The organism is Ferdinandcohnia jepli, from assembly GCF_047246645.1.
GTDB lineage: Bacteria > Bacillota > Bacilli > Bacillales > Bacillaceae_L > Ferdinandcohnia.
Window position 1 is genome coordinate 120,424 of the sequence record NZ_JBFOKR010000012.1, and the last position, 19,600, is coordinate 140,023.

Below are 19,600 nucleotides of genomic sequence, written 5' to 3' on the forward strand. Positions count from 1 at the left end.
GTCGTACATAACATATTGATCTTGTTTCTAAATTGAATAACGTGCTATTCACAAATAGTATGTACAAAAAATAAAAGAATACATAGATATCTATGTATTCTTGTTAATGTAACCTATTTTTCTTACTTTCTTTTAACTTTTTAGGAGTAACATCTTTTCCTTCTGGATCAATGACTTTGACTGAATGTAGTGTATTTGTCATTGAACTACGAAAGACTCGTAAGTACTCTTGTCTTAATTCCTGTTGTTCTTGTTTTTCTTTATCGGTAAGACCGGTTGTCTTCGCTTTTTTAGACAGACTATTAATTCGATCAATCTTTTCTTTCGAAAGCATAAAATAACTCCTTATTATCTTCTTCTAAATCATTTTCCATAGTACTAGATGAAGAGTTATTTTACAAGTATTCCGCTTTATCATTATAGTATACTCTCTCAAAAACATTTGTCCGATCTAAATTTTTATAAAGTCACTGACTCATTCTATATATGTATAAGTCCTTAATTAGCAGTTAAAAATACCATACTCATACTTAAAACAACAAATAAAACATAATAGATAAATCCACCTTGTAATTTTTTAATCATATTAAAATCACTCCTATAGAATGTTTGTTCGTATTTTATAAAATTATTATAGACCGAACAAATGTTTTGTGTCAACATAAATTTCGAACTTATGTTTGTATTTTTTTATATTGCATGCTATAATCTTTGTAAAGTTACTGTTAGGAACAAGCCTTTGATACTAAGCTTTACATAAGGCTTTGAACGAATATACAAATACATACAATTTAAGGCGGAGCGAGGGGTTGAATAGTATGATAAAACTGTCAAAAAGACAACAAGACATTTTAAACTACATAAAAGAAGAAGTAAGACTAAAAGGTTATCCACCTTCTGTTAGAGAAATTGGCGAGGCAGTAGGTCTAGCTTCCAGTTCAACAGTACATGGGCATTTGGCTAGACTTGAAAGCAAAGGATTAATTAGAAGAGATCCTACAAAACCTCGTGCTATTGAAATCCTCCATGAGGATGAGTCACAATCAATACCGACAAGTAAAGTTATTAATGTTCCAGTAATCGGTAAAGTTACTGCTGGACAACCTATTACAGCAGTTGAAAACATTGAAGAATATTTTCCATTACCAGATCGTTTTGCTGCTCATGATGATCAAATATTCATGTTGGAAATCATGGGTGACAGTATGATTGAAGCAGGCATATTAGACGGAGACTTAGTAATTGTTAGACAACAACAATCAGCAAATAATGGTGATATCGTTGTCGCTATGACAGAGGACGATGAAGCAACAGTAAAGCGCTTCTTTAAAGAAAAAGACCACATTCGCTTACAACCTGAAAATTCAATGCTTGAACCCATTATCTTAAAAAATGTATCCATCCTTGGTAAGGTTATCGGGGTATATAGAACAGTACATTAAATTGTAAAGGCCACTTCATTTGAAGTGGCTTTTTTTCTAATCTTGACTATCACAATATCACTAGTGATTTGGACTACATAAAAACCCTTGAAGCATATAGCACCAAGGGTTTTAAATCTTAATATATAGACATATATTGCTCACGTTCCCAAGGATGAACTTGTGTACGGAACATATCCCATTCAATTTCTTTTGCTTCTACAAAGTGTTCGAACAAATGTTCCCCAAGTGCATTGACAAGCACTTCATCCGTTTTTAATAGATCTAACGCTTGAGCTAAAGTCGCTGGTAAATCCACAATTCCAGCTTCTAGACGCTCTGCCTTATTCATTACATAGATGTTACGATCAACCGGAGCCGGCGGTGTAAGGTTGTTCTTTATTCCATCAAGACCAGCAGCAAGTAAAACTGCCATTGCCATATATGGGTTTGCAGCAGGGTCAACACTACGCACCTCAACACGTGTACTTAATCCGCGTGAAGCAGGAATACGGATAAGCGGACTTCTATTTTGAGCAGACCAAGCTACATAACAAGGAGCTTCATAACCAGGCACTAATCGTTTATATGAATTAACAGTTGGGTTTGTAACTGCAGTGAAATTAGGAGCATGCTTTAAAATTCCGGCAATAAAGTTCTTAGCTGTTTCACTTAATTGCAGTTCTCCACTTGGGTCAAAAAATGCATTTTCACTACCTTTGAATAATGAAACGTTACAGTGCATACCTGAACCATTTACTCCAAACAAAGGCTTAGGCATAAATGTAGCATGTAGACCGTGTTTGCGAGCAATTGTTTTTACAACTAACTTAAATGTTTGAATCTCGTCGCAAGCCTTTAGTGCATTTTCATATTTAAAGTCAATCTCATGCTGACCAGGCGCAACCTCATGGTGAGATGCTTCAATTTCAAAGCCCATTTCTTCTAACTCCAATACGATATCCCGGCGACAGTTTTCACCTAGATCTGTAGGGGCTAAATCAAAATATCCACCGTTATCATTTAACTCAAGAGTTGGTTCTCCCTTTTCATCTAGTTTAAATAAGAAGAACTCTGGCTCTGGCCCAAGGTTAAAGTCAGTAAATCCTAATTCTTCCATTTCTTTTAATACTCTTTTAAGATTATTACGAGGGTCACCACTAAACGGAGTTCCGTCAGCATTGTGAATATCGCAAATTAAGCGAGCAACCTTACCTTTTTCTGCAGTCCACGGAAAGATAACCCAAGTATCTAAATCTGGAAATAAGTACATATCGGACTCTTCAATACGAACAAATCCTTCAATTGAGGAACCATCAAACATCATTTTATTGCTCAATGCTTTTTCAAGTTGACTTACAGGAATTTCAACGTTTTTAATTGTTCCTAAAATATCAGTAAACTGTAATCTTATAAACTTTACGTTTTCTTCACTAGCTAATCGAAAAATATCATCTTTTGAATACTTTGCCATCTACATTTCCCCCTAAACAAAAATTAAAGTAATTTTTAATACCTAACATTCTTAATGGAAAAACCTTGACATATCACCTTGACGCAAACTTGCTTGATTTTTAAATCTTCCTGCATGTAATAGCTCATTCCTCAGTAGTTTTCTCAGCTCAGAATCAGATAATTCCTGTTTTACAGGTTCGACAGGTCTTTCTTCGTTAACAAGTTGAGTGTTTTGTACTGCGAAAATTTGTTTAATTCCAGCAAGATTAACCTTTTGTTCGATCAAACTCTTAATTTCAAGTAATCGGTCAACATCGTTGAATGAATAAAGTCTACGATTAGTTTCCGTTCTTGCTGGAGTAATCAAACCATTTTCTTCGTAATATCGGATTTGACGAGCTGACAACTCTGTTAGCTGCATTACAATTCCGATTGGAAAGAGCGGCATTGAACGTCTAACGTTGTCACTCATTTTTTATCCTCCTTTTTCGCTATCGTTAACCTTATTCTAATTGATGTCAGATTATCTGTCAACAACATGTTAGAAAATATAACATAAAAAAAATAAAACAGAGGAAATAATAATTCCTCTGTCTTAAAGTGAGATTAGATTTTTGGCTACTAAACGGTTCAATGCAAGGCAAATCGCGATCTTTACATGTGAATAGGTAAGTCCCCCCTGAACATATGCAACATAAGGCGGTCTGGTTGGACCATCTGCAGTTAATTCGATACTCGCACCCTGAATAAACGTACCAGCAGCCATAATCACATCATCCTCGTATCCAGGCATATAGCTTGGATAAGGAGTAACATGTGAGTTTACAGGGGAAGCAAATTGTATCGCCTGACAAAATGCAACCATCATATCTTTATTATCAAATTGTACTGATTGAATTAAGTCTGTACGAACGCTATCCCATCTTGGTTGAGTATGCAAACCAATTTTCTCCAGGATTGCAGCTGTAAATACAGCCCCCTTTAGCGCTTGTCCTACTACATGAGGTGCAAGAAAAAGACCTTGATACATCTCTTGCAAAGTATATAAGGACGCACCCGCTTCTGCCCCGATACCTGGTGAAGTCATTCGATAAGAGCAAGCTTCAACAAATTCCTTTTTTCCTACGATATAACCCCCCGTTTTCGCAAGCCCACCACCTGGGTTTTTAATTAAGGAGCCTGCAATTAGGTCTGCGCCAACATGACAGGGTTCAAGTTGCTCAACAAATTCTCCATAACAGTTATCAACAAACACAACTACATCAGGCTTAATTTCTTTTACAAAGTCAATCATTTCTTTTATCTCTGCTACTGTGAAAGAGGGTCTAGTTGCATATCCCTTGGAACGCTGGATACCAATCATTTTTGTCCCTTCATGAATCGCTTTGCCAATTGCTTCGAAGTCAGGCATACCCTTTGAAGTTAAGTTAACAGTATTATATCCAATATTAAATTCTTTAAGAGAACCGTTTCCACTCCCACGTATTCCAACAATTTCCTCTAATGTATCATACGGTTTTCCTGTAATATATAAAAGTTCATCACTTGGTCGTAATATACCAAATAGAGCGATCGATATCGCATGAGTTCCTGATATAATTTGAGATCGCACAAGCGCAGCCTCACCACCAAATACATTAGCATATACGGCCTCTAAAGTATCTCTACCCATGTCGTCATAACCATAGCCTGTTGATGGAATAAAATGAGAATCACTAACCTTATTTTCTTGAAAGCTTTTTAATACACGAAATTGGTTATAATCAATCGTTTTATCAATTTGTTCGTGAATTGGTTTTATTTGATTTTCAATCTCTTCAACTAGTAAAGAAATCTCTTTACCATATTCTAAGTCTCTATACATACGTTTCCCCTTTATGAATAAAAATCTCGTAGTTGTCCTGATAAAGAATGGTTTTTAAATATATAACCTGTACAATCATACTTTTCAGATTCTTCATTATAGCGTAGCTCTTTTAATATAGTCTCTTGCTTCAAATGTGCTAATATCCGACCTTCTGAGCTTGGAAGTGAAACCTGGTATTCATCCATTTCGTCAATCATTGTATCTTCAATCATCGTTTTTATCTGCAATAAATCATTCTCTACAAAAGCACTCACTAGTAAAGATGCTGATTTTGATGAAGGAACGAAATCTGAATGCACTTTATCCTTCTTATTATAGATTGTCAAAATTGGAATTGACTCAACATTCAGTTCATCGAGTAGTTTATACACCGTTTGTTCATGATTGAAATAGTCCGGATTTGCCGAGTCAACAACATGCAAAATTAAATCTGCTTCTTTCACCTCTTCTAAAGTCGAACGAAAAGCAGCTATTAATGATGTTGGTAAGTCCTGTATAAACCCAACTGTATCTGTTAAAAGTGTTGTTAACCCACATGGTAATATCATTTTTCTCGTCATGGGATCAAGAGTTGCAAACAGTAAATTTTCTTCAAAGGAATCGGCCTCAGTTAGTCTATTAAAAAGTGTAGACTTACCAGCATTTGTGTAACCTACCAACGCAATTTGGTACGTATTATTCTTCTTTCTTCGTTCACGATACCGCTCGCGATGTTGAACAATAACAGATAATTGACCTTTAATGTCATCAACTCGTTTATGTATATGTCTTCGATCCGTTTCTAACTTTGTCTCACCCGGTCCCCTAGTTCCTATTCCGCCTCCTAATCTGGATAATTCGATACCTTTTCCAGTCAATCTAGGCAAGAGATATTGAAGCTGAGCTAATTCTACTTGTAGTTTACCTTCTTTTGAATTTGCTCTTGAAGCGAAAATATCAAGAATGAGTTGTGTACGGTCTATGACTCTGGATTGTAACTTTGCAGAAAGGTTTCTAACCTGACTAGGAGAAAGCTCATCATTAAAAATAATAACATCAGGCTCAAGTTCCTCTTCTAATTGTAAAAGTTCTTCAACCTTTCCTTTTCCTATGTAAGTAGCTGGATGAATTCGTTCCCGTTTTTGAGTGATAGTCATAATGACTTCACCTTTTGCTGTTTTCGTAAGGGAATGAAGCTCATCAAGAGAATATTCAAAACGGCCATCATCGACTGTTTGTAGCTGGCACCCAACAAGTATTGCTTTTTCTAATTCCTTGTTATGATCATTTGTCAATCGCTTTACCCACTTTCATAAAAGGTAATTTCTTCTGCTATCATATCAGATAAATCGCATTATCACCAATTTTGTTCGACTTGTCTATGCCATATTTAAGTAATATGAAAAAGAGCCTCCTTAATACGGGGCTCTACTCTTTGAAAATTAAATCTTGTGTTCTAATAGTCTGAAGTTCTTGTTTATTATAAGTATCATCCACCAATAATCTCATCGCTTGGGCACGAATTGATTTTTCGATTATGTTTCGAACATACCTTCCATTACTGAACTTCCCAGGGTAGGAATCCATCTTAACAGTTAACAGATGATCTCGTAATTTACGTTCTGCTTCCGGACTAAATACATACTCCCGCTCTACCATCATTTTCGATGAAATTTCCATTAGTTGATCAACCGTGTAATCTGGAAAATCGACTACCAGCGGGAACCTTGAATAAAGTCCTGGATTTAACGATAGAAAATGATCCATTTCTTTGGAATAGCCTGCCAAAATCAGGACAAATTCATGTTGTTTATCCTCCATGTGTTTTACTAAAGTATCAATTGCTTCTTTACCAAAATCCTTTTCTCCACCTCTAGCTAATGAATATGCCTCATCAATAAACAGAATGCCCCCAATTGATTTTTTAATTAAATCTCTTGTTTTTTGAGCTGTATGTCCAATATATTCTCCTACAAGATCTGCTCTTTCTGCTTCAATTAAATGACCTTTTGACAGAACATTCATTTGTAGAAATAATTTCCCTAATAATCTGGCAACAGTTGTTTTACCTGTCCCTGGGTTTCCCTTGAACATCATGTGTAACGCTTGCTTACCCGCTTTAAGACCTTGCTCTTCACGTTTTTTATTAATAAAAATCCACGCATAAATTTCTTTAACCATCTTTTTCATTTCGTCCATGCCTACAAGAGAACTCATCTCTTCCTCTATTTCCTTTAAAGCCGTATGTTTTGTTTGTATAGCTGATGAAATAGTTTCCTTTGAAGAGGAATGCAATACCTTTAATTTCTTTTTTTCTCCATTTAAAACAACATTTATTTGACCATTATTTTTCATTGTAATTGGTTGATCCAAGAGCTCTCACCTCTCATTCTTTACCATTATACGTTGTTGTGTTTATTTCGTGACAAAAGCCCATGGATAAATCAAAAGTAACCTTGGGGAATATGCGCAAAATCTTATCAGTACCTCTCCATACTCTGCAAAATTGTAGCTTTACCTTCATTTAAAAAAGTCTGACCCCACTGGATGTATCGCAAACTGCAATTGTTTATTCAAAAATAAATGAGCTTTTGATGAAAATATGTGAATTAAGAGACTTTTCTTCTGCTAATTCTACAAGTTCTTTTCTTCTTCTACATAATAATCAAGCTTGATGTCAAACATTGCGCTTTCCCAAGAAATACAATGCGTACATTATTAGTATATGAGGCAAATTGTAAATCTTGAAAAAAATAAATAAGCTATTTAAAAAATGATAGTAAGTAAGCCTGAATTGTAACCAAATAGATGTAATCGATCTTCCCCAAAAAAACAAACAAAAAAGCAACCTACTCGTGAAAGTAAGTTGCTTTTTGTTGTTTATTCAAGTTCCAGTCTTATATTTTTCTGTGGTGAAAAAGTAGAGATGGCATGCTTATAAATTAGCTGTTGCTTACCCTCAGATTCCAGTAATACTGTAAAATTATCAAATCCTTTTACAAGTCCTCGTAACTGGAACCCATTTAATAAGAATACAGTTACAAATGTACCATCCTTACGTAATTGGTTTAAAACCTGATCTTGAATATTAATTGTTTGAGCCATTTTTCATGTCCTCCTCTATTTCTTTGCCAGAGATGCTGGTAGTACATGCCCTTTTTACGGACAAAACGAATTAATCCTATTAGTATCTATTCTCTTAAATTCCAAGCTTTCCTGCAATATATTTATAAATTTCATTAAATTTTTCATTAAAGTTTGTTATACCTGTCATATCAAACCACTTTACATCCATTTTATTACGGAACCATGTTAGTTGGCGTTTTGCATATCTTCGAGTATTTTGTTTAAGTTGTTCAACAGCTGCATCGAGTGATGTATCTCCGTCTAAGTAGCTGTAAAGTTCTTTATACCCAATTGCTTGTATCGATTGACAATCCCTAAGACCTTGCTGGTAAAAGGATGATACCTCCTCCACTAAACCAGTCTTCATCATAATCTCTACTCGTTTATTAATTCGGTCATAAAGTTTATCCCTATCCATTGTTAGCCCTATTAGTGCAACATCATATATCAGATCTTCTTGCTGCGCCTCCATATATTCAGACATTGTTTTCCCTGTTGTATGGTAAATTTCTAATGCCCGAATTAATCGTCGGATATTATTAGGATGGATACGTTCTGCACTTAAGGGATCCACTTCTTTTAACTTTTCAAACAACGGTTCAACCCCGCGTACAGAAACCACTTCTTCAAGTTGTTGTCTGTACTCAGAATCAGAGGCTTCATCAGTAAACTGGTAATCATATATTACTGATTGAATATAAAGACCTGTACCTCCTACAATCATTGGGAATTTTCCTCGTTTATGAATATCTGAGATTAGCTGTCTAACAACCGTTTGAAACTCTGCAACTGAGAAGCTTTCGTGAGGATCTTTAATATCAATCAAATGATGTGGAATACCTTCCATTTCCTCTTTCGTTATCTTTGCGGTTCCGATATCCATACCACGATAGATCTGCATAGAATCACCGCTAATAATTTCAGCATTTAATTTCTTCGCAAGCTCAATACTCAATTGGGTTTTCCCAACGGCAGTTGGACCAATTAGAACAATTAGTTTTTCTTTTTTCTTTTCTTCCAATCAATCACTACCTTTACATACCAATTCATACTATTATCCTAACACAGATAATAAGACGAATACTAAACTATTATAACCAAAACACTAAAGAAAATAACATATTTTTCTATCTTTTAGAACTATTATGTACTACTTAGGTATTACAGTAGAAAACTCACCTAAATCGGTGAGTTTTCTGTGTTTATTTACATTACACGTTTGAACATCTTCTCCATCTCATAGGTAGAATGATGTATAATAATCGGTCTCCCATGCGGACATGTAAATGGATCAGAGGTTTTACGCAGTGTTTCAAGTAAAGCAAATATCTCATCGTTTCGTAAATGATGATTTGCTTTAATCGACGCTTTACAGCTCATCATTATAGCGGCCGCTTCTCTAAGTTTTTTTATATCAATCTTTTTATCATTAAGTACTTGCTCAATTATCTCCTCAATAATTGATTTCTCATCGCCCTGTGGAAACCATTGTGGATGTGATCGTACAATATAACTGTTATGCCCGAATGGTTCTAGGAATATCCCGACCTGTTCTAAGTCAGATTTATGTGAATTAATGATAATGCATTCATCAGTAGAATACTCCAATGTAATAGGAAGCAGAAGTTCTTGTACTTCCGAGATGACTTGACCAACCTTTTCTTTGAAGAACTCATATTTAATCCGCTCTTGAGCGGCATGCTGATCTATAATATAAAGACCCTTATCATTTTGAGCTAGTATATAAGTTCCATGCATTTGTCCAATGGGATACATTATTGGAACTCTTTCACTCTGGTTAACTTTCGTAGCTACCGGTGAAGGGGGAGAATCTAATTCTTCAGCCCTATTTAGTTCAAATGCATTAGTTGGTATAGTTGCTGAAACGTTATCTGGAGGTATTTCATCTTTATAAACCGGCTCTTCCACTTCAAACTCATCTTCTTCAAGAACTTCCATTCTAGATGGTCGTTGATATTCATTAATCACAATATTATCGTCTCTTTTTTCTACTACCGGTCTATTTTCAGCTTGAAAGTGCTGAAAAACAAATTGTTGTTGCTCCGATTTTTTGACTTCACTTTTAGGTGTATAAGAAACCTGCGGTATTAGTTGTTTGTTCTTAAATATATCCTTAATGCCTTCCTCAATTAATTGATTTAATTCCTGCTCCTTACTGATTCGAACTTCAAGTTTCGCAGGATGAACATTTACATCAACTAAGAGAGGATCCATTTCAATGTTTAGTAGAACTATAGGAAAACGACCGATAGGCAGCAGTGTATGATACCCCTGTTGGATCGCTTTTACCAATGGATAGTTTTTAATAAACCTCCCATTAATGATAGTAGAGATATAGTTTCTTGAAGCTCTTGTTACTTCAGGCATTGAAACAAAGCCCTCGATACGAAAGTCTAAAGATTGAAGCTGTATAGGTACCATTTGCTTAGCTATACCTAAACCATAAATCGCTGTAATAACTTGTCTAACATTGCCATTTCCACTTGTATAAAGTAGTCGTTTGCCATTGTGCAGCAAACGAATTGATACTTCAGGATGTGCTAACGCAATACGATTTACAGTATCCGTTATATTACCTAGCTCTGTATGAACGGTTTTTAAATACTTCAAACGTGCCGGAGTGTTGAAAAACAAATTTGACACAGTGATGTCAGTACCTTTACGGCTATTAGTGGACTTTCTTTCTACCAGTTCTCCGCCTTTAATAACTATATGTGTTCCAGAACCTTCTCCTGTACAAGTCTTCATGTCGAGCTCAGATACTGACGCAATACTAGGTAGAGCCTCTCCTCTAAAACCTAGTGTACGAATTCGGAACAAATCGTTTTCATCCTTGATTTTACTCGTAGCATGGCGATGGAAGGCATTTACACAGTCTTCACCGTCCATACCTTCTCCATTGTCAAGGATTCTAATTTTTGATAAACCCGCTTCCTCAATCTCTATCTCCACAATTGTACTCTTGGCATCAATTGCATTTTCAACTAATTCTTTAACAACAGAGGCAGGGCGTTCTACTACCTCTCCGGCTGCGATCTTATTTGAAAGAAGGTCATCTAGTTGAATGATTTTCCCCATGCCCACACCTCAATTCTATAATTATCAGAAACTTATCCTTTTCTTAATTGTTTCTGAATCTCATAAAGTTTATTTAACGCCTCAATAGGAGTTAATCCTAAGATATCTAGTTCCTTAATTGAGTCAACAAGTTCCTTATCCTTTTTTGATAAGTGACTTTCCGCTTTTATGGTAGAGGATTTCTTTTCCTCAAAGAATGATAGCTGAAAGTCTTCGTCTATTACATCTGGTTTAACATCCGTTAACGGACTTTGTTGTTTTGGTTCGTTTTGTTCTAGCTTGTCCAATATTTCGCCAGCTCGTTTAATTAAGGCCTCTGGAAGCTGTGCTAACTTTGCGACATGAATACCATAACTTTTATCCGCAGCGCCTTCCTTAATTTTATGAAGAAAAACAACATTGTCATTTTCTTCAATTGCACTTACGTGAACATTCACTAAATTACCTAATTCTGACTGTAAGTCAGTTAACTCATGATAGTGAGTTGAAAATAAGGTGTGTGCTCCAATATTTTTATGAATATACTCAATAATCGCTTGAGCTAGTGCCATACCATCGTAGGTAGAAGTTCCTCTTCCTATCTCATCGAACAATAACAAGCTCTTTGAGGTTGCATTTACAATTGCATTTTTTGCTTCAAGCATTTCGACCATAAATGTACTCTGTCCAGAAATAAGATCGTCTGCAGCACCAATCCTTGTAAACACTTGGTCATAGACCGGTAAAACAGCTTCACTCGCTGGGACAAAGCACCCGATTTGAGCTAAGATTGACGTGAGTGCTATCTGTCTCATATACGTACTTTTACCTGACATATTAGGCCCTGTAATTAGAAGAACTGATCGACCTTTCTCCATTACACAATCATTTGGTACATATTCTTGTGCCTTCATTACCTTTTCAACTACAGGATGACGTCCGTCCTTTATGAATAAAGTATCTGCCGAAAATGTCGGTTTACTATAATGACGCTCTTCACTTATTGAAGAGAAGCATTGTAACACATCAAGCTCACTGATTACTTTTGCTAAAGCTTGAAGTCTTGGAATATATTCTTTAACCTGCTCGCGGATATCAATAAAAATATCATATTCTAATTGAACGATTTTTTCTTCCGCTTCTAAGATGAGAGTTTCTTTTTCCTTAAGCTCCGGAGTTATGAAGCGCTCCGCATTTGCAAGTGTCTGCTTTCTCTCGTACAAACCTTCAGGTAAATTTTGTAGATTGGCTCTTGTGACTTCAATATAGTACCCAAATATGCGGTTATAACCTATTTTTAAAGACTTGATACCCGTCTTTTCCCTCTCTTGTTTTTCTAAAGATGCTATCCATGTTTTCCCATTTCTACTAGCATCTCGGTATTGGTCAAGAGTAGCATTATAACCATCCTTAATTATATCGCCTTCTTTAATAGATAATGGTGGTGTTTCCTTAATTGACCTATGAAGAAGATCAGTCAAAGACTCGCATAAATCCATTTTAGCAACAAGGTTATGTGCGTAAGGATTATTTAATTCATTAACTATCTTATAAATAAAAGGAACTTGTTCAAGTGATTTCTTTAATTGAAGAAGGTCCCTTGCATTAACATTTCCATATGCCACTCTTCCTGCGAGTCTTTCTAAGTCATAAACTTCTCGTAACAAATCCCGTAATTCTAATCTCTCAAAATAATGATCCATAAAAGTTTGCACCATATTTAATCGAGATTCAATTTCTTCTTTATTGATTAATGGTCGGTCAATCCACTGTTTTAGTAAACGCCCACCCATCGCAGTAACAGTTTGGTCCAATAGCCATAATAACGAACCCTTCTTACCCTTACTTCGTATTGTTTCCGTTAATTCCAAGTTTCGCTTTGAATATATATCAATCTTCATAAATTGATTAACATTATATACTTTTACAGGTTGTAGATGATCTAAAGATCTTTTTTGCGTCTTAATTAGGTATTGTAATAACCTGCCAAATGTTGTGACTAGTCTTTCGTCCTCTAAATGCTGAACTAACTTTTTAAAGTTTTCATTTACATTTATTTGCTCTTCATGGGAAATAGTTACGCTACAACGCTCAATTAGTGTCTTTATGAAATGGGTATCAAAATCCTTTGATACTACTACTTCTTTAACACCATGAGCGTAAACTTCGCCAAGTACATCATCAAAGTTTGAAGACAATAATGATGCACGTATTTCACCTGTTGTTAAATCAGCTAATGCAAATCCAAAATAACCATCAGAAAAGCTTGTTATCGACGCTAGGAAGTTGTTTTCTTTATCTAAAAGAGATTTCCCTTCCATAACGGTACCAGGCGTAATTAATTGAACTACTTCACGTTTTACGACACCTTTAGCATGTTTTGGATCTTCGGTTTGCTCGCAAATTGCTACTTTATAACCTTTACTTACTAATTGTTCTATATATCCGGGTGCTGCATGATAAGGAACTCCACACATTGGAATTCGTTCATCTACACCACCTTCTCTACTTGTTAGTGTGATTTCTAATTCTTGGGAAGCCTTAACAGCATCTTCAAAAAACATTTCGTAGAAATCCCCAAGTCGAAAAAATAAAAAGGCATCCTGATAATCTGCCTTAACCGTTAAATATTGTTTTATCATAGGCGTATACTCTGCCATTTTAATCCCCCAACACTTTTTACTTCCACTTTTATTCTTTCAATATTATAACATAGATAAAAATTTTGATGTAGGAGACTTGTCCCGTAAAAGCATAAAAAAAACTAGGAAGTCATGCCTCCTAGCTTTATACTATTCTTCTAAATCCCCAACTAAGAAGTCAGGATTTAAATCTTCAAAGTCTTCGTCGTCTACATCCCAGTCTTTGTCGTCATCATAACAACCATCTGGATTAATTTTGACGCACACTTTAGTTTCGCCAATTACTTCTGCAAGTAGCTCTCTTTCTACCTGAACTAGGATTTTATTTCCGTTTGGTGAAATTGTAGCCTCTAAGCAGTTTGGTTGTTGAAGGACATCAACAATAACATCACATTTATCTCCTAAGAAGTTCTCATCTCTGTACTTTAATTTAATGCAATCTGTGTATGAAACAGTTTCAGTTGCTACTTCTGTTTTTGTGTTGTTACCGTATGAATACCAAACATTCATATCAAAATGTCCATGTACGTCTACTGCATTCCCAGATTTCTTCGCTTCAAAACGATGGTTAATAATCCAGCACCCCAAGATACTTGATGGGTTGTGGGATGGAGAAATCGTGTGTGTAGACTGTGTAAACTTACGTCCCTTACCTACAACAGCTTTTGTGATAATCTCTCTGTATTCAGACATTCGAACAAACCCTCCTCAATCAATCTTCAATTCATCCTATGCGGGACATTTGACTAGTGTGCTACTATTTTTATTTGACTGATTTCTTTTTCTATACTTTATTCACTATTGGCTCTGACTCCGGCAGCAGTTTTGCCAGAAAAAGGTGATATGTGAAACATAATAAGTACTTAAAAAATCAAGCCTCTTTTCTTTAAAATCTAATAATCTTGGTATTGCTACATAGTTAATTGTATGCGGGCGCGCCTATTTATGTACCTTTTTTAAAGGGGAAAAAGAAAAATAAAGAAGCTCTATTTGATGAAAAACGGGGTTTGTAGGGTATTAAGCTTTGGAAATAAAAAAAAGACAAAAGCATAATCGCTTTTTGTCTTTTTTTAACTTAGTGACATCCACATCCACTTTTGTTTTGAAGTTTAGATCCAGTTTCACCTTGTAGTAGGTCTCCACCTGTAGAGCTGATGACTTCGTTTGTTACATTGTTTGAAATAGTGTGTGCCACTAATTGAAGTAAGTCGTTTACTTCAATTTGTGAATTTTTGAACTCTTCAACAACTGGGATACTATCCAACTCTTCTTGAAGTTTATCTATCTTTTCATCAACTTGTTTCAACGCTTCTGATTTACCATAGTGTTTGAAGTTTACAGCTTGCTTTTGTAAGCTCTTAATTGTTGAAATAATTTCTTGTACCTTCTGGTTTTGATTTATCTGTGCTTCTGCACGTTTAAAGAAATCTACTTCTTCTGTTTCAGCAATCATTCTTGCAAGCTCAGTTGCACGTTCGACAATTTGTTCTTTTGTATATTGACCCATATCAGTTCACCTCTACCGCTTCTTCAATTATTTCACCATCAAGTGTCCATGTCTTTGCTTGATTAATTTTCACTTTTACTAATTTACCAATAGCAGACTTTGGACCTTTAAAATTAACTAATTTATTTTTACTTGTGTAACCCGCTAACACATCTGGGTTATTCTTACTCTCTCCTTCAACAAGCACCTCAACAATTTGATCTTGGTAAGTAAGATTTTTCTTTGCAGAGATTTCGTTAACAAGAGCATTCAATCGCTGGAGTCTCTCCTTCTTTACTTCCATTGGAATATTGTCTTCCATTTTGGCAGCAGGAGTCCCTTCACGTGGTGAATAGATAAACGTGTATGCAGAATCAAACTCAACTTCACGATATAGCGACATTGTTTCTTCAAACTGTTCATCCGTTTCATTTGGAAATCCAACAATAATATCTGTTGTAAAAGATGCATTTGGTATCTTTTCTTTCATCTTTTTAACAAGTTCTAAATATGATTCTCTCGTATATTTACGTGCCATTAATTTAAGTACTGCAGAGCTACCAGACTGTACTGGTAAATGGATGTGTTCCATTAAGTTTCCGCCTTTTGCAAGAACTTCAATTAGATGGTCGTCAAAGTCACGAGGATGACTGGTGGTGAAACGAATACGCGGGATATCTATTTTGCGTAATTCATCCATCAAATCACCTAGTCCATATTTCATATCTTCAAAATCTTTACCATACGCATTTACATTTTGACCAAGTAATGTAATTTCTTGATACCCCTGTCTTGCTAAATGGCGGACTTCTTCGATAATGTCTTCAGGACGACGGCTACGTTCTTTACCTCGAGTATAAGGTACGATACAGTACGTACAGAATTTATCGCAGCCGTACATGATATTAACCCATCCCTTAATATTACCTTTACGCACTTTTGGAAGGTTCTCAATAATATCACCTTCCTTGGACCAAACTTCAACAACCATTTCCTTACTAAACATTGCTTCTTTTACAATATTAGGAAGTCGATGGATATTATGAGTACCAAAAATCATATCCACGTATTGGTATTTTTGAAGGATCTTATTAACAACAGATTCTTCTTGAGACATACATCCACAAACACCGATTAAAAGGTTAGGATTTTGCATTTTTAAAGGCTTTAAATGTCCAATTTCACCAAATACCTTATTCTCAGCATTTTCACGAATTGCACAAGTGTTTAGTAGAATAATATCAGCATCTTCAACGACTTCTGTCGGCTCATAGCCCATTTGCATAAAGATACCAGCCATCACCTCAGTATCATGCTCATTCATTTGGCATCCATAGGTTTTTATCATAAAACGTTTCCCATTACCTGCATTCATCATATCTTCAGGAATTGAGAATTCTTTTAAGTAATTTACCTGTTCTTTACCACGTTTTTTAGCATCTTTAAGTGAAGGTGGTTGATATACAGTCTGAAAGTACTGGCTATAATCCTTTTCGGATTTTTTGTCCGCAGGTTTTACTTGGGTACTTTCAAGGCGTTGTTTTTCATTCATATTACGTCTCCTTCCTTGCTATCAATCAATCCCGTTACTATAGGTAGTAATCTTGTATTAGTAGAGAATACTATCTATCCATCGGTAAAATTAAACCATATATGCAATTTATTAGTATAAGGTTTAACAAGATTAAAAACAATAAAACAAATAAAATGTAGAAAAATCGACAAAACTAGTATAAATAAAATAGTCTATTAAAAGACATACAAGCTTATTTTAACATTGTCATATAAGCGAGTAAAGTAGAAGAAGCACAAGTAACTCGATTAGGAGAAAACATGATTTAATCACTGACGGATAATCTTCACAGTATCACTTTACCTTATATATAAGATAATAAAACCCTATTGAGATCTAACATCTCAATAGGGTTTATAGTAATTACATAAATTCTGCTACAAGCTTTTGGAACTTGTCTTCATCAAGTTCTAATTCTGAATGCACTAATGGTGCTTCGCTATAACCGTGTACAAGTTCCTGATAAGATGGCTTTTCAGTGTTTTGATAAATCAAGCCCGTTACAAGACTATTGTTCTCCATCAATGTTTGCATTGCTTGAGAACGATTACTTGGGTCATAACCTTCAATATCACTTAATTTTGTTAAATTCTCTTTGAACCAATCATACGTATTTACCTTATTGTACGTTACACATGGACTAAATACATTGATAAGTGAGAAACCTTTATGATTAATACCAGCTTCAATTAAAGCAGTAAGATCTTTAAGGTCTGTTGAGAAACTTTGCGCAACAAAAGTTGCTCCAGCAGTTAACGCCATTTCCATTACAGAAAGAGCAGATTCAATTGACCCCTGCGGAGTGCTTTTTGTTTTAAAGCCCATTTCACTTCTTGGAGAAGTTTGACCTTTTGTTAATCCATAAATTTGATTATCCATTACAATGTATGTGATATCAATATTACGACGAATTGCATGAATTGTATGACTCATACCAATTGCATAACCGTCACCATCTCCACCAGATGCAATAACAGTTAGGTCACGGTTAGCCATCTTAACACCTTGAGCAATCGGTAATGATCTACCGTGAATTCCGTGGAAACCATATGCATTAATGTAACCAGAAATACGTCCAGAACAACCGATTCCAGAGATAACAGCTAGATTATCAGGTTCAAGACCAACATTAGCAGCAGCACGTTGGATAGCTGCTTGAACTGAAAAGTCCCCACAACCAGGACACCAGTTTGGTTTTACATTATTACGGAAATCTTTAAATGTCGCCATTGTTAGAACAACTCCTTACATTTTGTGTAAACTTCATGAGGTAGGAATGGATTACCGTCATACTTTAAGAAGCTTGTAATCTTCTCAGCATGTCCTACATTCATCTTCATAATGTTTGCGAGCTGACCTGTAGCGTTATTTTCAACAACCAAAACTTTCTTAGCTGAATTAACTAATGGTAATACTTCTTCAGTTGGGAAAGGATGAACTAGACGAATATGAGCGTGATTAACTTTTACGCCTTCATTTTCCAGTCGAGTCATTGCTTCTTCGATCGTACCGCGTGTTGAGTTAAAACCAACGATCAACAAGTCTGCTTCTTCGTGCTTAACAGCTTTATGAACAGGAGTGTTGAATTTTAGGTTGTTGATTTTACGTAAACGCTTATCCATTTGATCTTTACGATTGCTAGCAACCTCTGATGGTTTACCTTGTTCATTATGCTCTACACCTGTTACATGGTGAATTCCGTTCTTCATACCTGGAACTACACGAGGTGATACACCATCTTCAGTTACTTCATAACGCTTAAAGTATTCTTTATTTTCTAATTCAGGAAGTTCTGCATTTATGTTAAGCTTACCACGTCTAATTTCAATTTTTGAGAAATCTAATGGCTCAACTGTTTGCTTTCCAAGTGAAAGTTGTAGATCTGTTAATAAAATAACAGGAACTTGGTATTCTTCAGCTAAGTTAAACGCCTCTATAGCATCATAAAATGCTTCTTGTACAGTACTTGGAGCCATAACAATTTTTGGTATTTCCCCATGAGTTCCATAAATCATTGCCATTAAGTCAGATTGTTCCTGCTTTGTTGGTAATCCTGTACTTGGCCCTCCACGTTGAGTATCAACAATAACTAGTGGTTGCTCAGTAATTCCTGATAAACCAATAGCTTCCATCATAAGGGATAAACCTGGTCCAGCAGAAGCAGTTAATGTACGAACTCCTGCATAGTTAGCACCTATTGCCATTGTAACTGCAGCGATTTCATCCTCTGTTTGAATAACTGTTCCACCGTATTCAGGTAGCTTCTTTATTAAATATTCCATGATTTCTGATGCAGGTGTAATAGGATAAGCAGGCATGAAACGAGCTCCACCAGCTAATGCCCCCATAGCAATTGCATCGTTACCAATCATGAACATACGCTTTTTACCGTCTGCTTTTTCTACTTGCATTGTAGTGCCACTATCTCCAAGTTGTTCTTTTAAGAACTCAGCACCTGCTTTGATTGCTTCCATGTTCTTTTCAACAACTTGTTGACCCTTACGGCCGAATATTTCCTCAACAACATTAAGATATACATTAAGATCAAGGTCCAGCAATGAACTAGTTGCACCAATAGCAACCATATTTTTCATTAAAGAAGTACCAAGTTCAGTTGCGATATCAGTAAATGGAACCGAATACAAAGTTACCTTTGTATTTTCTGGAATTGTTGGATTAAACTTAGCATCTGCTAAGACAACTCCACCATCACGTAATTCGTGAAAATTGAAATCAATTGTTTCTTGGTCAAACGCTACTAAAATATCAAGATCGTCTGAGATAGAACGAACCTGTGTAGTGCTTACACGAATTTTATTATTTGTATGGCCACCTTTAATTCGTGATGAAAAGTGGCGATAACCGTATAAATAGTAACCTAAACGATTTAGAGCTATGGAAAAGATTTCACCCGTACTCTCGATTCCTTCCCCTTGTTGTCCGCCAACTTTCCATGAAAGTTGATTGATCATG

General features: G+C 35.6%; 16 protein-coding genes. 1 reads left to right on the forward strand and 15 read right to left on the reverse strand.

The features are described from left to right. Window positions 1-103: 103 nt before the first annotated feature. Complete coding sequence (locus AB3M96_RS14265) at window positions 104-334, reverse strand: DUF896 domain-containing protein (protein WP_412968296.1); 231 nt, start codon at window positions 332-334, stop codon at window positions 104-106. A 484-nt stretch (window positions 335-818) separates the two neighbouring features. On the opposite strand from AB3M96_RS14265, the gene lexA reads away from it, so the two are divergent. Continuing rightward, window positions 819-1,442, forward strand: coding sequence for a transcriptional repressor LexA (gene lexA, locus AB3M96_RS14270; protein WP_412968297.1), 624 nt, complete (start codon window positions 819-821; stop codon window positions 1,440-1,442). 118 nt (window positions 1,443-1,560) lie between these two features. Here lexA and glnA read toward each other — a convergent pair whose 3' ends face one another. The 14 genes from glnA to AB3M96_RS14340 all read right to left on the reverse strand — a co-directional run bounded on the left by glnA (window position 1,561) and on the right by AB3M96_RS14340 (window position 19,599). Then, on the reverse strand, window positions 1,561-2,895 hold the full coding sequence (gene glnA / locus AB3M96_RS14275; RefSeq protein WP_412968298.1) for a type I glutamate--ammonia ligase: 1,335 nt from the start codon (window positions 2,893-2,895) through the stop codon (window positions 1,561-1,563). A 51-nt stretch (window positions 2,896-2,946) separates the two neighbouring features. Next, a complete protein-coding gene (locus tag AB3M96_RS14280) occupies window positions 2,947-3,348 on the reverse strand; it encodes a MerR family transcriptional regulator (protein ID WP_412968299.1) in 402 nt (133 codons plus the stop codon). A 123-nt stretch (window positions 3,349-3,471) separates the two neighbouring features. Continuing rightward, complete coding sequence (locus AB3M96_RS14285; protein ID WP_412968300.1) at window positions 3,472-4,740, reverse strand: methionine gamma-lyase family protein; 1,269 nt, start codon at window positions 4,738-4,740, stop codon at window positions 3,472-3,474. Between the two features lie 11 nt (window positions 4,741-4,751). Continuing rightward, a complete protein-coding gene (gene hflX, locus AB3M96_RS14290) occupies window positions 4,752-6,017 on the reverse strand; it encodes a GTPase HflX (protein ID WP_412968301.1) in 1,266 nt (421 codons plus the stop codon). A 133-nt stretch (window positions 6,018-6,150) separates the two neighbouring features. Further along, window positions 6,151-7,095, reverse strand: a complete 945-nt coding sequence (gene spoVK, locus AB3M96_RS14295; protein ID WP_412968302.1) for a stage V sporulation protein K — start codon at window positions 7,093-7,095, stop codon at window positions 6,151-6,153. Window positions 7,096-7,602: 507 nt separating this feature from the next. Then, complete coding sequence (hfq, locus tag AB3M96_RS14300; RefSeq protein WP_412968303.1) at window positions 7,603-7,827, reverse strand: RNA chaperone Hfq; 225 nt, start codon at window positions 7,825-7,827, stop codon at window positions 7,603-7,605. A 94-nt stretch (window positions 7,828-7,921) separates the two neighbouring features. Then, window positions 7,922-8,869, reverse strand: a complete 948-nt coding sequence (gene miaA, locus AB3M96_RS14305; RefSeq protein ID WP_412968304.1) for a tRNA (adenosine(37)-N6)-dimethylallyltransferase MiaA — start codon at window positions 8,867-8,869, stop codon at window positions 7,922-7,924. A gap of 185 nt (window positions 8,870-9,054) precedes the next feature. Beyond that, window positions 9,055-10,947, reverse strand: a complete 1,893-nt coding sequence (mutL, locus tag AB3M96_RS14310) for a DNA mismatch repair endonuclease MutL (protein ID WP_412968305.1) — start codon at window positions 10,945-10,947, stop codon at window positions 9,055-9,057. Between the two features lie 32 nt (window positions 10,948-10,979). Beyond that, the gene (gene mutS, locus AB3M96_RS14315; RefSeq protein WP_412968306.1) at window positions 10,980-13,586 is read right to left on the reverse strand and encodes a DNA mismatch repair protein MutS; all 2,607 of its coding nucleotides are present in this window, start codon (window positions 13,584-13,586) and stop codon (window positions 10,980-10,982) included. Window positions 13,587-13,718: 132 nt separating this feature from the next. Next, complete coding sequence (locus tag AB3M96_RS14320) at window positions 13,719-14,261, reverse strand: outer spore coat protein CotE (protein WP_412968307.1); 543 nt, start codon at window positions 14,259-14,261, stop codon at window positions 13,719-13,721. A 382-nt stretch (window positions 14,262-14,643) separates the two neighbouring features. Next, window positions 14,644-15,075: a regulatory iron-sulfur-containing complex subunit RicA gene (gene ricA / locus AB3M96_RS14325; RefSeq protein WP_412968308.1), complete on the reverse strand. Its 432-nt coding sequence runs from the start codon at window positions 15,073-15,075 to the stop codon at window positions 14,644-14,646. Window position 15,076: 1 nt separating this feature from the next. Beyond that, on the reverse strand, window positions 15,077-16,606 hold the full coding sequence (gene miaB, locus AB3M96_RS14330; protein WP_412968309.1) for a tRNA (N6-isopentenyl adenosine(37)-C2)-methylthiotransferase MiaB: 1,530 nt from the start codon (window positions 16,604-16,606) through the stop codon (window positions 15,077-15,079). A 384-nt stretch (window positions 16,607-16,990) separates the two neighbouring features. Beyond that, window positions 16,991-17,857: a 2-oxoacid:ferredoxin oxidoreductase subunit beta gene (locus AB3M96_RS14335; RefSeq protein ID WP_412968310.1), complete on the reverse strand. Its 867-nt coding sequence runs from the start codon at window positions 17,855-17,857 to the stop codon at window positions 16,991-16,993. A gap of 2 nt (window positions 17,858-17,859) precedes the next feature. Beyond that, window positions 17,860-19,599, reverse strand: coding sequence for a 2-oxoacid:acceptor oxidoreductase subunit alpha (locus AB3M96_RS14340; RefSeq protein WP_412968311.1), 1,740 nt, complete (start codon window positions 19,597-19,599; stop codon window positions 17,860-17,862). Between the last annotated feature and the right edge of the window lies 1 nt (window position 19,600).

What these genes read in the sequence shown, in the direction of transcription:
- AB3M96_RS14265 (WP_412968296.1), bottom strand. Translation starts at nt 334, where the DNA reads ATGCTTTCGAAAGAAAAGATTGATCGAATTAATAGTCTGTCTAAAAAA.
- lexA (WP_412968297.1), top strand. Translation starts at nt 819, where the DNA reads ATGATAAAACTGTCAAAAAGACAACAAGACATTTTAAACTACATAAAA.
- glnA (WP_412968298.1), bottom strand. Translation starts at nt 2,895, where the DNA reads ATGGCAAAGTATTCAAAAGATGATATTTTTCGATTAGCTAGTGAAGAA.
- AB3M96_RS14280 (WP_412968299.1), bottom strand. Translation starts at nt 3,348, where the DNA reads ATGAGTGACAACGTTAGACGTTCAATGCCGCTCTTTCCAATCGGAATT.
- AB3M96_RS14285 (WP_412968300.1), bottom strand. Translation starts at nt 4,740, where the DNA reads ATGTATAGAGACTTAGAATATGGTAAAGAGATTTCTTTACTAGTTGAA.
- hfq (WP_412968303.1), bottom strand. Translation starts at nt 7,827, where the DNA reads ATGGCTCAAACAATTAATATTCAAGATCAGGTTTTAAACCAATTACGT.
- mutL (WP_412968305.1), bottom strand. Translation starts at nt 10,947, where the DNA reads ATGGGGAAAATCATTCAACTAGATGACCTTCTTTCAAATAAGATCGCA.
- mutS (WP_412968306.1), bottom strand. Translation starts at nt 13,586, where the DNA reads ATGGCAGAGTATACGCCTATGATAAAACAATATTTAACGGTTAAGGCA.
- AB3M96_RS14320 (WP_412968307.1), bottom strand. Translation starts at nt 14,261, where the DNA reads ATGTCTGAATACAGAGAGATTATCACAAAAGCTGTTGTAGGTAAGGGA.
- ricA (WP_412968308.1), bottom strand. Translation starts at nt 15,075, where the DNA reads ATGGGTCAATATACAAAAGAACAAATTGTCGAACGTGCAACTGAGCTT.
- miaB (WP_412968309.1), bottom strand. Translation starts at nt 16,606, where the DNA reads ATGAATGAAAAACAACGCCTTGAAAGTACCCAAGTAAAACCTGCGGAC.
- AB3M96_RS14335 (WP_412968310.1), bottom strand. Translation starts at nt 17,857, where the DNA reads ATGGCGACATTTAAAGATTTCCGTAATAATGTAAAACCAAACTGGTGT.
- AB3M96_RS14340 (WP_412968311.1), bottom strand. Translation starts at nt 19,599, where the DNA reads ATGATCAATCAACTTTCATGGAAAGTTGGCGGACAACAAGGGGAAGGA.